At 38.9% G+C, this 13,697-nt stretch carries 14 protein-coding genes; 4 read left to right on the top strand and 10 right to left on the bottom strand.

Annotated features, from left to right (window positions below):
- Nucleotides 1-184: 184 nt before the first annotated feature.
- A complete protein-coding gene (locus D0T49_RS12115; protein ID WP_163631940.1) occupies nucleotides 185-475 on the bottom strand; it encodes a putative quinol monooxygenase in 291 nt (96 codons plus the stop codon).
- A 74-nt stretch (nucleotides 476-549) separates the two neighbouring features.
- A complete protein-coding gene (gene ppdK / locus D0T49_RS12120; RefSeq protein WP_163631943.1) occupies nucleotides 550-3,318 on the bottom strand; it encodes a pyruvate, phosphate dikinase in 2,769 nt (922 codons plus the stop codon).
- A 277-nt stretch (nucleotides 3,319-3,595) separates the two neighbouring features.
- On the opposite strand from ppdK, the gene D0T49_RS12125 reads away from it, so the two are divergent.
- The 4 genes from D0T49_RS12125 to D0T49_RS12140 all read left to right on the top strand — a co-directional run bounded on the left by D0T49_RS12125 (nucleotide 3,596) and on the right by D0T49_RS12140 (nucleotide 6,045).
- Nucleotides 3,596-4,369 carry a C40 family peptidase gene (locus tag D0T49_RS12125; RefSeq protein ID WP_163631946.1) on the top strand — a complete coding sequence of 258 codons (774 nt, stop codon included), beginning with the start codon at nucleotides 3,596-3,598 and terminating at the stop codon, nucleotides 4,367-4,369.
- Between the two features lie 121 nt (nucleotides 4,370-4,490).
- Nucleotides 4,491-4,982 (top strand): RNA polymerase sigma factor, encoded by a 492-nt coding sequence (locus D0T49_RS12130; protein WP_163631949.1) that lies wholly within the window; start codon nucleotides 4,491-4,493, stop codon nucleotides 4,980-4,982.
- A 30-nt stretch (nucleotides 4,983-5,012) separates the two neighbouring features.
- Entirely contained in the window at nucleotides 5,013-5,645 is a 633-nt protein-coding gene (locus D0T49_RS12135) for a hypothetical protein (protein WP_163631952.1), read from the top strand.
- A complete protein-coding gene (locus D0T49_RS12140; RefSeq protein ID WP_163631955.1) occupies nucleotides 5,575-6,045 on the top strand; it encodes a DUF4252 domain-containing protein in 471 nt (156 codons plus the stop codon). The genes D0T49_RS12135 and D0T49_RS12140 overlap by 71 nt, the downstream gene beginning before the upstream one ends.
- Nucleotides 6,046-6,218: 173 nt before the next feature.
- Here D0T49_RS12140 and D0T49_RS12145 read toward each other — a convergent pair whose 3' ends face one another.
- The 8 genes from D0T49_RS12145 to D0T49_RS12180 form a co-directional block, all read right to left on the bottom strand.
- Nucleotides 6,219-6,554 carry a DNA-directed RNA polymerase subunit omega gene (locus D0T49_RS12145; protein WP_163631958.1) on the bottom strand — a complete coding sequence of 112 codons (336 nt, stop codon included), beginning with the start codon at nucleotides 6,552-6,554 and terminating at the stop codon, nucleotides 6,219-6,221.
- 29 nt (nucleotides 6,555-6,583) lie between these two features.
- Nucleotides 6,584-7,384, bottom strand: a complete 801-nt coding sequence (locus D0T49_RS12150) for an outer membrane protein assembly factor BamD (protein WP_163631961.1) — start codon at nucleotides 7,382-7,384, stop codon at nucleotides 6,584-6,586.
- Between the two features lie 168 nt (nucleotides 7,385-7,552).
- Nucleotides 7,553-8,179, bottom strand: a complete 627-nt coding sequence (locus D0T49_RS12155; protein WP_163631964.1) for an NUDIX hydrolase N-terminal domain-containing protein — start codon at nucleotides 8,177-8,179, stop codon at nucleotides 7,553-7,555.
- Between the two features lie 9 nt (nucleotides 8,180-8,188).
- The gene (locus D0T49_RS12160; protein WP_163631967.1) at nucleotides 8,189-8,827 is read right to left on the bottom strand and encodes an HAD family phosphatase; all 639 of its coding nucleotides are present in this window, start codon (nucleotides 8,825-8,827) and stop codon (nucleotides 8,189-8,191) included.
- Nucleotides 8,828-8,839: 12 nt separating this feature from the next.
- Nucleotides 8,840-9,859: an FAD:protein FMN transferase gene (locus D0T49_RS12165; RefSeq protein ID WP_163631970.1), complete on the bottom strand. Its 1,020-nt coding sequence runs from the start codon at nucleotides 9,857-9,859 to the stop codon at nucleotides 8,840-8,842.
- A gap of 224 nt (nucleotides 9,860-10,083) precedes the next feature.
- Nucleotides 10,084-11,430, bottom strand: a complete 1,347-nt coding sequence (locus D0T49_RS12170; RefSeq protein ID WP_163631979.1) for a dihydroorotase — start codon at nucleotides 11,428-11,430, stop codon at nucleotides 10,084-10,086.
- 51 nt (nucleotides 11,431-11,481) lie between these two features.
- On the bottom strand, nucleotides 11,482-12,222 hold the full coding sequence (locus D0T49_RS12175) for a polyprenol monophosphomannose synthase (protein ID WP_163631973.1): 741 nt from the start codon (nucleotides 12,220-12,222) through the stop codon (nucleotides 11,482-11,484).
- A gap of 42 nt (nucleotides 12,223-12,264) precedes the next feature.
- Complete coding sequence (locus tag D0T49_RS12180; RefSeq protein WP_163631976.1) at nucleotides 12,265-13,068, bottom strand: MBL fold metallo-hydrolase; 804 nt, start codon at nucleotides 13,066-13,068, stop codon at nucleotides 12,265-12,267.
- Nucleotides 13,069-13,697 lie beyond the last annotated feature (629 nt).

Genomic DNA, 13,697 nt, shown 5'->3' on the forward strand with positions numbered 1-13,697 from the left:
AACGTTTGCAAAAGCATTTTTTTGAGGTGTTATTTGCTGAGAAAGATTCATTTTTCAATTTTCATTCTTCATTTTTATCCGAAGAATGCAGATGCAAATGTAAAGGCTTTGATTTTTTGAGGCAAATATTTAAGATTTATATATACTTGTTTTTTATGCCCGGTTGATTTTTGACCAAACTAATTTAATAGATTTTTTCAATAACATCAATGCTTAGTCCTTCTATTTTATTTTCAATCGCCTTTGCAAAAGCACCGAAATGTTCGCTTGCATTATGCTCATCAATAGCCTCTTGCGATTTCCAAACTTCAAGTATAATAAATTTAAGCGGATTTTTTGTATCCTGATGCAAATCATATGAGACATTTCCGGCTTCTTTTCGGGTTTCATTTACCACTGTTTGAAACACAGTAATCAATTCGTCATAAAATTCCTTTTTAACTACAATAGTAGCTACAATTTTTAATTCTTTCATTTCTCAAAAAAAAATTTATTTGGTTATAACAATAGAGACTGATATTTCAAATCAGCCTCTATTGTAGTTTTATCTTAATCTTCTTTCAAAGCAGCTTGAGCAGCAGCTAAGCGTGCAATTGGCACACGGAACGGAGAACAGCTTACATAATTCAACCCTACCCTGTGGCAGAATTCAACTGACGAAGGTTCACCACCATGTTCGCCACAAATACCGCATTTCAAATCGGGGCGTACTGCACGGCCTTTTTCAGTAGCCATACGTACCAATTGTCCTACCCCATTTTGGTCTAATACTTGGAATGGGTCGAATTTCAAGATTTTCTTTTCCAAGTATACCGGTAAGAACGAACCAATATCGTCACGCGAATAGCCGAATGTCATTTGAGTCAGGTCATTTGTTCCAAATGAGAAAAATTCGGCAGCCGAAGCTATACGGTTTGCTGTAAGAGCAGCACGTGGAATTTCAATCATTGTTCCTACTTTGTAGTCAATGCTATCGCCTGTTTCTTCAAACAGTTTCTTTGCTGTAGCTCGGATAACTTTTTCTTGTTCAAGGAACTCATACAAAATACCTGTAAGCGGAACCATGATTTCGGGCATTGTTTTAACACCTTTTTTCTTAAGTTTCAACGCTGCGCCTAAAATAGCTTTTGTTTGCATTTCGGTTATTTCAGGATAAGTATTTCCTAAACGTGCACCGCGGTGACCTAACATTGGGTTTTGTTCGTGAAGCGCATCTACGCGCTGTTTGATAACTTTCACATCCACACCCATAGCGTTTGCCATTTCTTGTTGTCCTTTTTCATCGTGAGGAACAAACTCGTGCAAAGGTGGGTCGAGTAGGCGAACTGTAACCGGGCAACCTTCCATTGCTTCGAAAATTCCTTCGAAGTCGGCTTGCTGATAAGGAAGAATTTTTTCCAATGCTACACGACGTCCTTCTGCATTTTCGGCCAAAATCATTTCGCGCATAGCTTTGATTTTTTCTCCTTCGAAGAACATGTGTTCTGTACGGCAAAGCCCAATACCTACTGCACCAAATTCACGTGCTTTCTTTGCGTCTTTTGGAGTGTCTGCATTGGTACGAACAGCCATTTTAGTATATTTGTCAGAAAGCGTCATGATTTCAGCAAAGTCCGAATCCAATTCTGCTTCTTTTGTAGCTACCTTACCGTCGTAAATATCACCATTAGAGCCATTCAACGAGATGTAATCACCTTCTTTATATATTTTGCCATCAACTTCCATTGTTTTGGCTGCATAGTCAATTCTCAAAGCTCCAGCACCCGACACACAGCATTTACCCATACCACGGGCTACTACAGCAGCATGCGAGGTCATACCACCACGGGCAGTAAGGATACCTTCGGCCGCAGCCATACCTGCTAAGTCTTCAGGAGAAGTTTCAATACGAACCATGATTACTTTCTTTTTAGGTCGTTTTCCTTCTGCATCTAACTGAGCTTCCATATCATCTTGTTTTGCCCATTCTGCAGCATCATCTGCATTGAAAACAATCATACCCGAAGCTGCACCCGGAGAAGCGGCAAGCCCTTTAGCAATGACAGTTGCTTTTTTCAAAGCTTCTTTATCAAATATAGGGTGAAGCAGCTCGTCCAATTTATTAGGCTCTAAACGCAGCAATGCTGTTTTTTCGTCAATCATACCTTGACGCAACATATCCATAGCTATTTTTACCATAGCAGCACCTGTGCGCTTTCCGCTACGGGTTTGCAACATCCACAGTTTACCTTCTTGTACAGTAAACTCCATGTCTTGCATATCGCGGTAGTGGTTTTCAAGCTTCGTTTGGATAGCATCAAGCTCTTTGTAAATCTCAGGCATCGCTTCTTCCATCGATGGGAATTTCGAGCGGCGTTCTTCTTCCGATACACCAGCCAGTTCAGCCCAACGTTGTGAACCTAATTTTGTAATCTGTTGTGGAGTACGGATACCTGCAACCACGTCTTCGCCTTGTGCATTAATCAGATACTCACCAATAAATTGGTCTTCGCCTGTAGCTGCGTCGCGCGAGAAACATACACCTGTAGCCGATGTTTCGCCCATGTTACCGAATACCATTGCCTGTACGTTTACGGCAGTACCCCACTCTGCTGGTATACCTTCCATTTTACGATAAAGGATAGCGCGGTCATTCATCCACGAGTCGAATACCGAACATACAGCTCCCCAAAGCTGCTCGTAAGCCGATTCCGGAAAATCTTTTCCGGTTTGTTTTTTAACGGCCGCTTTAAATTTCGTAACCAGTTCTTTCAGGTCTTCTACAGTTAAGTCTGTATCCAGTTCAACTCCTTTTGCTTCTTTTACTTCTTCAATAATTTCTTCAAATGGATCAATGTCGTTTTTATTTTCAGGTTTCATACCCAAAACCACATCACCGTACATCTGTACGAAACGACGATATGAGTCCCATGCAAAACGGGCATTACCTGTTTTGCGAGTTAATCCGTCAACTACAGCGTCATTCAGCCCTAAGTTAAGAATGGTGTCCATCATACCCGGCATTGAAGCACGAGCTCCGGAACGAACGGAAACCAACAATGGATTTTCAACATCACCGAATTTAGAGTTCATCAATTTTTCGATTAAAGCTATAGCCGCTTCTACTTCCGGTTTCAGAAGTTCAACTACTTTGTCTTTACCTAATTGATAATACTCAGTACAAGTGTCTGTTGTGATTGTAAACCCCGGAGGAACAGGCACTCCGATTAAATTCATTTCGGCCAGGTTGGCACCTTTGCCACCCAGCAGGTTTTTCATGTCTGCTTTACCTTCAGCCTTTCCGTTGCCGAATGTGTAAACTCTTTTTGTGATACTCATATTTATTTGATAATTATTGATGAATTTCCGTTCAAAAAAATTTCAAAATTTTAAAGACACAAAGGTAGGATTTTTTACGGAAAAATAAAACAATGTAAAAATTGGATTTTAACTAAAAATCGAAGTCAAAAACATTATATATCCCTTTTACCATATCCTCATTACAATTTAATTGCGCACTGTATCAAATTTAAATTAAAAATACTTATATATAGACTTGATAAAGCAATCTTTACTTATTTTTGTCTGATAAAATTTTTAAAATAAATCAAAACTTATGACAGGAATTGTTTTATTAAGTCTGATTCCGGTAAGATTTTCGTACCAAGAACAGAGCGAAATGTCATCGCAGCTATTGTTTGGCGAACGTGTAGAAATACTTGAAACTGAAAAAAACTGGCATTACATACGCAATTTAGCTGATGAATACAAAGGTTGGGTTGACAAAAAAATGATTCAGGTTATTGATGAAAAACAAGCAGGCGAGTTAGCGCAAATGGAGTTCAAATGCGTACAAGTCCCACTTAGTTTCAGTAATACGACAAAGCAAGAAGAAAAAATACTGCTCCCGGGCGGAAGTTTAATCCCATATCTGAACGGGATTCAATATCAGTTTAATAAAAGGGAAATAAAAATAAATCACGCAGATATAATAAGCCCAGAGACCACAGGCGAGCGTATAGTTGCGCTTGCAAAGCAATATTTAGGAAGCCCTTACTTATGGGGAGGTAAAAGTGTTTTAGGCATTGATTGCTCAGGGTTGGTACAAGTTGTTTATTCTATGTGCAGCATACAATTGCCTCGCGATGCCGGTTTACAAATAGAGCACGGCACCCTTGTCCGCTCCATTTCGGAAGCTAAAGCCGGCGACCTTGCTTTTTTCGAGAACAGCGAAGGACGTATCGTCCATGTTGGCATTATGCTCAATCAGCATCAAATTATTCATGCTTCGGGCTGGGTTAAAATAAACACTATCGATGCAAAAGGCATCATATCCGAAAAAAACGGCGAATACACACATAAATTGAAGCATATTAAACGAATAATATAAGTAGTTACAAAAAATTAATCACGAGCTCACAAGCCTCATTTTCTGACAATTAAGACAAGATATAAAAAAAACGAACACTTTGATGTAAGAAAAACACACCTTTTCACGTCATATAAATACAATGGATTCAATAACATTCAACAATCAGATATTAATACTGTCGAATAAGCTGTTCAGGCTGGCAAAGTCTATTCTAAAGAATGACGACGATGCACAAGATGCAGTTCAGGAGCTAAACAAACGCTTATGGGAGAAGAACAAGCAATTGGATAAGATTGAAAACATTCCGGCATTCATTATGCGTTCGATGCGGAATATGTGCCTTGACATACTTAAGTATGAGAAAAGAAACACAGACTTAACCAATGATATAGAATATACCGAGCACAGTCCTTATACGCAAGCAGAACAAAAGGACATGTACCAACAGATAAGCAATATCATCGACCGCCTGCCTGAGACGCAACGAAATGTTATCCGCTTACGCGATGTAGAAGAAATGGAAATAGAGGAAATAGCCTATATTATGCAAATGACTGAAAGTGCGGTATATACCAACCTGTCGCGTGCAAGGCTCAAGGTCAGAGAACAATTAATTCCGCGTATGCAATAAACAGTAAACACTAAATTTATTGAAACAATTATGACAAACTATATTAACTCATTATTGGATAAATACTTCGAGGGAGAAACTACGATACCCGAAGAAAGACTGCTGAAAGATTACTTTAGCTCCGACGAAGTAAAAAGCGAACATGAAAAATATCGCCCGCTTTTCTGTGGATTCATTGACGAAACAAAAGCGCACATGAATCCCGAAAAGATAAGCTTTACAAATCCCAAAGAAAACAAAAAAGAAAAAAATAATAAAAGCAACAAACAAGGCAAAGCACTAAGCAAAAGATTTATAATATATCCTGCTGTTGCAGCTGCTGTTATATTGTTTTTTGTCTTAATACTCCCCAAAGAAAGCGAAAACAGCTATGTAAAAATACATGGCAAGAAAATAAAAAACACTGAATATGTAGAACAATATACCCATGCCAAGCTGAAAAAAGTAAATGTTCTTTTATCCGGCAGCCTGAACTCGCTCGAAAACATAACAAAAGCCCGAAGGGGTGTCGAAATGGGCATAGAAGCAGTGGGCAGCATAAGAGAAACAATAGATATTATATATGAAAATTTACCTATAAAAATTATTCGCAATGAAGAAAACAATGATCTTAGCAGCCTTCCTCATATTGGTGGCAGCAACAGCAAACGCACAAACGCTTAAAAGCCTGTTTGACAAATATGGCAACGATGAACGATTCGAATACGTATCCATAGGCAAAGGAATGTTAACCATGGCTCAATTATTTGGCGACACCGACGATGAGGATATGGAAGTATTATCTAAGATAAAAGGGCTTAAAGTACTTACATTGACCGACGGATTTGACGACACGCTACAAAAAACCGTTCTCGAAGAATTAAACACCGTATTGGAAGCCGGAAACTTTGAAACGTTGGTAGAGGTACGCGACAAGGACGAACGGGTAAATATTTACACACAAACCAGTAAAAAGGACGAAACAGATATGCTCGTAGTAACCAAGGATAGTTCTGAACTGAACATGATTTGGATAAAGGGGAAATTAAGTGCTGAGGAACTAATGACAATGTTGGACGATTAATACCGAACTGTGATTTAATAACACACTTTAGTTTTACTCAAACAAGAAGCAGTATACATTGTATGCTGCTTCTTGTTGTTAAAGACGCCAAGTTTTTAACATCTCGTTACAAAAAAAGACATTCTACTATAGTAAAATGTCTTTTTCAGATATTATTATTAAGTCTGTATTTCTTATTTCACCTTTGCACCATCTTTCAGCGGATTACGATAATAAACTTTTCCTTCGTCAAACTCTTGCGCTGCAATTAAAGTAGCTTTAGGAAGCTTTTCGTAAAAACGGGAAATCTCAATTTGCTCACGGTTTTCAAATATTTCTTCAATATTATCATTGTAAGACGCAAACTCCTGTAATTTCTTCTCAAGTTCCGACTTCATTTCGGCAGTAATTTGATTCGACCTTTTAGCTATGATTTTCACAGTTTCGTACACATTACCTACTTCAGCACTTAGTGCATTCATATCGCGTGTTACTGTATTCAGAGGGGCATTAACTTTTTTGTAATCCATAGTGCTTTTTTCTATGCTTTTATATAATACTAATCTTTTACAATCTTTTTTGATTCGCGGAAAATCCGGTCGGCTTGCCGGCGGTGTTTCCCATCGGGAAATTCATTAATAAAACTATAGTATTCATCAATAGTTTCCATATAACGTTCCATCAGCCTTTCCTGAATACTTTGTACAGCCTGCTGATATTTCGACTCCAGTATAATCATGCTTAAATCCTCACGATACTTTGTCGAAGGATAGTTTTTCAAAGCATTTTGAGCTGCAATAACAGCCGACAAGTAATTATTTCCCAAGTAATTACCCAAATTATAATACAATCTGGCATTCATATATTCCTTGTATGCCAATTTATCCTTCATCTCATCTATCAGCCTGTTGGCTTCTGCAACATGTTCATTTTCAGGATATATATCTACAAACTCCTGCAATGCATCTATTGCATTTTTGGTAGATGTCTGGTCGAGCCGCGCGTCAGGCGAATCCAAATAATAGCAATAACCTATCATGTATTTCGACTCCTGCACATACTTGCTTTTAGGATAAGTGCGCACATAAGCCTTGTAATATTCACTCGCCGTAAAATAATCTTTTTGTCCCATGTACGAGCGGGCTACGTAGTTCAGCAAAGTTTCAGAACGCTCAGTTCCCCTGTAATACGCTGTTACTTCGTCAAACAAAGTATTGGCTCTCATATAATCACCTTTTTCGAAATACTCTATCGCTCTCGCATATTTAAGCTCTGCATCATCGCTCTTTAGCAACTTCTGATACTCACTACACGAAAACAAAGTGATTACAAGAACAAAAAGAATAGGATATTTTTTCATATAAAAATCAGCGTGCAAAGTTAATGAATTAATCAGGAATAAAAAAATATTTTTATATCACTGCAAATCCCCTTGTAGTAAATACAATAACGATTTTGTTTTGTACAGGAATAAAAACAGTCAAAATAACGGAAAAAATGAATTTCCCAATCTATATTTTATAGAATTTTAATCAACAATAGCTTCTTTTGTCGGATTACGGTGATACTCGAACATCAAATCTATTTGCTCTTTTAAGATTCGCTCCTCCGACAAAGGAGGTAGTCCGTCTTGCGAAAAAAAGCCTTTATCCTGAATATCAAAAACATCTGTAAACTCCCCTCCTGTTATCTTGCACAAAATAAATATCTTATACGAGTAATGAGGTGCAGGAGGATGCGCATGGCACTTTTTATCCATAACTGCCAACAACCTTACCGCTACAACATCCAAACCGGTTTCTTCCTTCACTTCTTTTACCGCAACCTCTTTCGGAGAAAAGCCTACATCAGCCCACCCGCCAGGCAACGACCACTTGCCATCGGCCAACTCTTTTACCATCAGTATCCGCTCGTTATCATCGAATACTACAGCACGGATATCCACTTTTGGGGTAACGTAATCTTCAGCCGGACGAAAACAATCCTTAATAATATCTATATCATTACCAGTCAGTATAGCGGTTAGTTCATTACTCAGACATTCAAGTTCCTCGTAACGCTCTTTATCATACTCATCTTTCGAATAAAATAGTCCGGTTTGAGACAAAGCCCGAATACGCTGTGCAATATCCAATAATCTTTTTTCCTGTGCCATCTTCACGCTTTAAACAAAAAACTGTTTTAATGTTTTCAAATCAGAAAAATCAGGTATTACATAAGGAGTCAAATTTCTTAATTCGCTTTCCTTTATTGTGGTTGAAACACCTACAGTCAGCATTCCTGCTGCCACACCTGCTTTTACTCCGGCTATCGAATCCTCAAACACAATACACTCCTCCGGCTTTACACCTAAATCGTCCGCAGCAAGCAAGTAACACATAGGGTCGGGCTTTCCATATGTAATTCTCCCTGCCATAACTTCGGTATCAAACACACCGTTCAAGTTCAATTTTGTCAGGGCTACCCGCATTTTTTTCTCAATCGAGCTTGTAACCAAACCCACTTTATATCCACTCGCTTTCAGGTAATTAATAAACTCCATTACTCCTGCTACAAGTGGAAAATTCATGGTAAGTTCAAAATCCTTGGTAACGGCAACAATCTGCTTCTTCAAGTCGGCAGAAAATTGCGGATACTCATTATCCAATGTTTCGGCAAGCCTTTTACCTTTTATATTCGCGGCAAAATTGCTTACATTCAATTGAAAATCGTGAGTCAGCTTTTCAAAAAAAACATCATACTGAGGCTCTGTATTGGTTATTACACCATCAAAATCGAACAGTACTGTAGTAATACCGCGCATGGATATAAATGATTATTTTATCTTTAACAAATACTTTTCAAACCCTTTGGTATATACTATTTGATTATTTCCCTTATCGTCGGCATATATCAAAAAGCACTCCATATCAGGAACAGATCCGCATACTTCCAATGCTTTATCTTTTCCCAACACCATAAATGCTGTAGCATAAGCGTCAGCCTGCATACAGGTCGGAGCTATCACGGTAGCACTAAGCAAACTATGGTTGACCGGATAACCCGTGCGGGGGTCGATAGTATGGGAGTATTTTTTATCACCCCGATAGTAGAACTGTCTGTAATTGCCCGATGTAGCAAGTCCTACATTGCTAATTGCCACTACTGCCTCTATCTCGCTTTGTGTATTGGTAGCATCATCAACAGGCTTGTTTATACCTATTTTCCATTTTTCTCCTTTAGGGTTTACACCTTTACAGCGTACTTCACCCCCTATCTCTACCATATAGTTTTTACATCCGTTTTCTTCGAGCAACTGTGCTACAATATCCGAAGAATAACCTTTTGCGATAGCGCTTGCATCCAGCATTATACGTGAGTCGTCTTTTATTAAGCGATGGTTTTCCAAGCGTATTTTCTCATATCCGGTATATTGCAACATTGCTTCCACATCAGGGGTATCTTTGCGGCTGCGGTTTCCAAAACCAAATCCCCAAGCATTTACCAATGGTGCTACAGTAATATCAAAAGCCCCATCTGTTTTTTCCGAAACTTGCTGAGCCATCTTATACATGGTTTCAAAATAATGGTCGGTAAGCACCGAAGCGTCATTTTTATTGATGCGGGAAATTACCGAATTTGGCTCGAATGTAGACAAGGATTGTTCGAACTCACGCATCCGGCTTTCGATTTTATTCTGCAAATCTTCCCCCTGAGGCTGCTGATAAGTAACCAAATAGTAAGTACCATGAATCCTCCCCCTGTTTTTAATATATTCGGCAGAAGAAGGCGAGCAAAACGAAAAAGTGCTTAGAATAAAAAGTGTAAATAAAAAATTGAAGATTTTATTTTTCATACCTCAGAGGTTGTTTAAATTTTACTCGCAAGATAAATTTTGGTGATTTTTTAGGGATATTTTGACTTCATTTTACGATTTTAGCGGGCTAAATGAGTAAAATGAGAGGTGAAATTTTACAAAAAAGGACATAATTTATTGCGAAAAAGACATATGTAAAACTATAATAGCTTCTTTGTGGAAAATTTAAACAACCTCTCAGAGTAGTTTACAAATTCGCCACATTAAACATCGAAAGTAAGCCTTTTACCTCTCACATTTTCATCCACAATGCCATTATCAAACACTTTTTGCCCATTTACCCACGTTGTTTGCACCGAAGCATCAAAAGTAGCCCCCTCAAAAGGCGACCAACCACATTTGTACAGTATATTATCTTTTGAAACAGTATAAGGTTTATTCATATCCACTAACACCAAATCGGCATAATACCCCTCGCGTATATAGCCACGCCTGTCGATACGAAATAAGTCGGCAGGAGCATGGCACATTTTCTCTATTACTTTTTCAAAAGTGAAATATCCTTCTTTTGCCAGTTGCAGCATGGCTGATAACGAATGCTGGATTAAAGGCCCACCTGAGGCTGCCTGCAACACCGAGCCTTCTTTCTCCTGCCATAAATGGGGAGCGTGGTCGGTTGCCACTATATCTATCTTATTGCTGTTTACCGCACTTATCAACGCCTCTCTGTCAGCAGCAGTTTTTATAGCCGGATTCCATTTTATTTTGTTGCCATAACGGGCATAGTCTTTGTCCGAAAACCATAAATGATGTACACAAACTTCGGCAGTAATGCGTTTTTCCCTTAATGGCTTATTATTGTCAAACAAACTCATTTCCTTTGCTGTAGAAAGATGGAGAATGTGTAAACGTGCGTCGTATTTCGAAGCCAGTTCTACCGCTTTCGACGACGATTTATAACACGCCTCCGCACTTCTTATCAACGGATGGTATTGAATTGGGATATCATCTCCCAGCTTAGCACGGTAATAGGCTATATTGTTCTGTATTGTCTGTTCATCTTCGCAGTGGGCAGCAATCAGAAACGGAATTTCGGCAAATAAGGCACTAAGTGTATCTTCATTATCCACCAGCATATTGCCTGTAGACGAGCCCATAAATAGCTTTACACCACAAACACTCCGTGCATCCAATTTTCTGAGTTCGCCCAGATTATCATTCGATGCACCCATAAAAAATGAATAATTCGCAAACGATTTTTCAGCCCCTAAGCTAAATTTATCTTCCAGCAACTCTAAAGTTACAGCAGGAGGTTTAGTATTAGGCATATCCATGTATGTAGTAACACCACCTGCTACTGCGGCTTTACTCTCGGTATATATATCACCCTTGTGGGTCAAACCCGGCTCGCGAAAGTGTACCTGATCGTCGATAACTCCAGGAATAAGGCACAAGCCCGTAGCATCTACCTCAGCACAATCACCCTGAATATCAACACTATCAGCAGATTCATATATGGTTTTTATAAGCTCATTTTCCAACAAAACCGAACCTGTAAAAGTCCGGTTTTCGTTTATTATGGTAGCATTGCTAATAAGCGTTCTTGAAATACTCATCACTATTATTTTATTTTTGGATGTGTTTTAAAAAGTATGCTGATATCACTTCTTTTTCTTAGGATATTTGCGAAACCAACTGCTTACTTTTAGCTGGATGACACCAAAAAACGCTTCGCCAAAAATACCGCCACTCATTTTTGATGTTCCAAGCTCACGGTTTACAAACACGATAGGCACTTCCTTCACTGCAAATCCACATTTATAAGCAGTAAATTTCATCTCTATCTGAAATCCATATCCTTTGAATTTTATTTTATCAAGTTCAATAGTTTCCAACACCTCGCGCCGATAACACACAAATCCGGCTGTAGTATCGGCTATTTTAAGCCCTGTGATAAACCGCACATATTTGGACGCAAAATAGGACATCAGCACCCTGCTCATAGGCCAATTTACCACATTCACACCACTTACATAGCGCGACCCTATCGACACATCAGCTCCCATATTGGCACAAGCATCGTACAGGCGGGGCAAGTCATTCGGATTGTGCGAAAAATCGGCATCCATCTCAAATATAAAATCATACCCATTCTCCATACCCCATTTAAATCCGGCAATATAGGCTGTGCCCAATCCCTGTTTACCCTGCCTTTCGAGCAGGAACAAACGGTCGGGATAAGCTGTTTGCAATTGCTTGACAATAGCAGCAGTACCATCGGGAGAGCCATCGTCCACTATCAGAATATGAAAAACGACAGGTTGGGAAAATACCGCCTTGATAATATTCTCAATATTCTCCTTTTCGTTGTATGTCGGGATAATAACTAAATTGTTTGACATTGGTTATCCTATTTGTTAAAAAAATCGGTTGACTCTAAAACGCTAAAAAACATATAATTCGGACGGCGAAAAACGCTCCAAAGTAGTCAGGCTCAAATTCTCCCCTACTATTATCTGTTTCTCTTCCAGATGCTGCCGAACTGTGTTATACGCAAGCTCCGGCTGGTTATTTTCTTTACTTAAATGACACAAAAACACATGCTGCAAACGTTCATGATAATACTCGGCAAGGCATCGGCCTGCCTGCTTATTGCTCAAATGCCCCGTTGGGGAAACTATCCGTTGTTTCAGATAGTGCGGATAAGTACCGTTCCTGAGCATATCTTCGTCGTAATTTGCCTCCAATATCAGATAATCAGACTCCGAAATTTGCCTCACAACCTCATCTCCCACTACTCCCAAGTCGGTAGCAAATGTAATCTTTTTGCCCTTATATTCTATCGTATAGCCTACATTATCCGTAGCGTCATGCGAAACAGGGAAAGCCGTTACACTAAATCCGGCAACTTCGATAGTTTTATACTTTTCAATATATTTCTGACAGGTAGATAATTTCTGAGTTACACAGTAATTGCGGTTTATCCCCTCGTGCACTTCGCGAGTAGCATACACCGGAAGGTGAAATTTCTCGCCCAATGTTCCTACCCCTCTTATATGGTCGCCATGGTCGTGTGTGATAAACACCCCCCATATATTCTCAAAGTCCAGTCCGATATTCCGAAGGCATTTGCGTATAGTTCTGGCTCCAATTCCCGCATCAATCAATATGCCATGAGACGAATTACCCACATAATAACAATTTCCGCTACTACCACTGGCAAGACTCTGAAAACGCAACTTATCCATTCCTCCCTCTTTCTTTCTGTTTCAATATGAACACTACAAAATTAACATTAAAAAACGGAAACTATTGAATTATTAATCGGAAATAACGTTAAATAATGCGATTTCCAATCAACAGCTATTACCTCTTTTACAAGCAATCGTATTACAAACCTGCATAAAGTTAAAATTTTGCCTTAGCTTTTTAAATAGAATAATTTTGTATCTATAATTCAAAAAGCAGAAAGCACAAATTGATTATTATCCGTTCCGCATTTTTGCAATAATAAAAAAGATGTACATCTCTCAAGAAACGATTAACAAAAAAACAGCCTTTGCAAGTGTTAAAATATTTGCAAATAGCATTATTATGTTAGAGAGAGAGAGAGAGAGAGAGAGAGAGAGAGAGAGAGACTAAGCAGTCTATTCCCGGCCCCTCCAACCTCCCCAGCCTCTATCCCCTTTCGGGTACTTTCTCCTACAGGAGAAAGGAAAAGGAAAATAGTTTTTGGGAGGCTTCAGAGTGCAACTTTCCTACCATTCCTTTTATTATATCCGCTATCTTTAATTTTCCCACAAGGGGAGGATTTGAGCTTACCTTTGTTTGTATTATTCCTTTATTATATTTTTCCCTGTTTATTTTTAAGCCCTTT

Origin of the sequence: Paludibacter sp. 221 (assembly GCF_010501035.1) — a bacterium.
In the GTDB taxonomy this organism is placed as follows: domain Bacteria; phylum Bacteroidota; class Bacteroidia; order Bacteroidales; family Paludibacteraceae; genus QVMH01.

Coding starts and splice junctions, on each gene's coding strand:
- ppdK (WP_163631943.1), bottom strand. CDS start 3,318: ATGAGTATCACAAAAAGAGTTTACACATTCGGCAACGGAAAGGCTGAA.
- D0T49_RS12165 (WP_163631970.1), bottom strand. CDS start 9,859: ATGAAAAATAAAATCTTCAATTTTTTATTTACACTTTTTATTCTAAGC.
- D0T49_RS12125 (WP_163631946.1), top strand. CDS start 3,596: ATGACAGGAATTGTTTTATTAAGTCTGATTCCGGTAAGATTTTCGTAC.
- D0T49_RS12150 (WP_163631961.1), bottom strand. CDS start 7,384: ATGAAAAAATATCCTATTCTTTTTGTTCTTGTAATCACTTTGTTTTCG.
- D0T49_RS12135 (WP_163631952.1), top strand. CDS start 5,013: ATGACAAACTATATTAACTCATTATTGGATAAATACTTCGAGGGAGAA.
- D0T49_RS12145 (WP_163631958.1), bottom strand. CDS start 6,554: ATGGATTACAAAAAAGTTAATGCCCCTCTGAATACAGTAACACGCGAT.
- D0T49_RS12175 (WP_163631973.1), bottom strand. CDS start 12,222: ATGTCAAACAATTTAGTTATTATCCCGACATACAACGAAAAGGAGAAT.
- D0T49_RS12130 (WP_163631949.1), top strand. CDS start 4,491: ATGGATTCAATAACATTCAACAATCAGATATTAATACTGTCGAATAAG.
- D0T49_RS12140 (WP_163631955.1), top strand. CDS start 5,575: ATGAAGAAAACAATGATCTTAGCAGCCTTCCTCATATTGGTGGCAGCA.
- D0T49_RS12180 (WP_163631976.1), bottom strand. CDS start 13,068: ATGGATAAGTTGCGTTTTCAGAGTCTTGCCAGTGGTAGTAGCGGAAAT.
- D0T49_RS12115 (WP_163631940.1), bottom strand. CDS start 475: ATGAAAGAATTAAAAATTGTAGCTACTATTGTAGTTAAAAAGGAATTT.
- D0T49_RS12155 (WP_163631964.1), bottom strand. CDS start 8,179: ATGGCACAGGAAAAAAGATTATTGGATATTGCACAGCGTATTCGGGCT.
- D0T49_RS12160 (WP_163631967.1), bottom strand. CDS start 8,827: ATGCGCGGTATTACTACAGTACTGTTCGATTTTGATGGTGTAATAACC.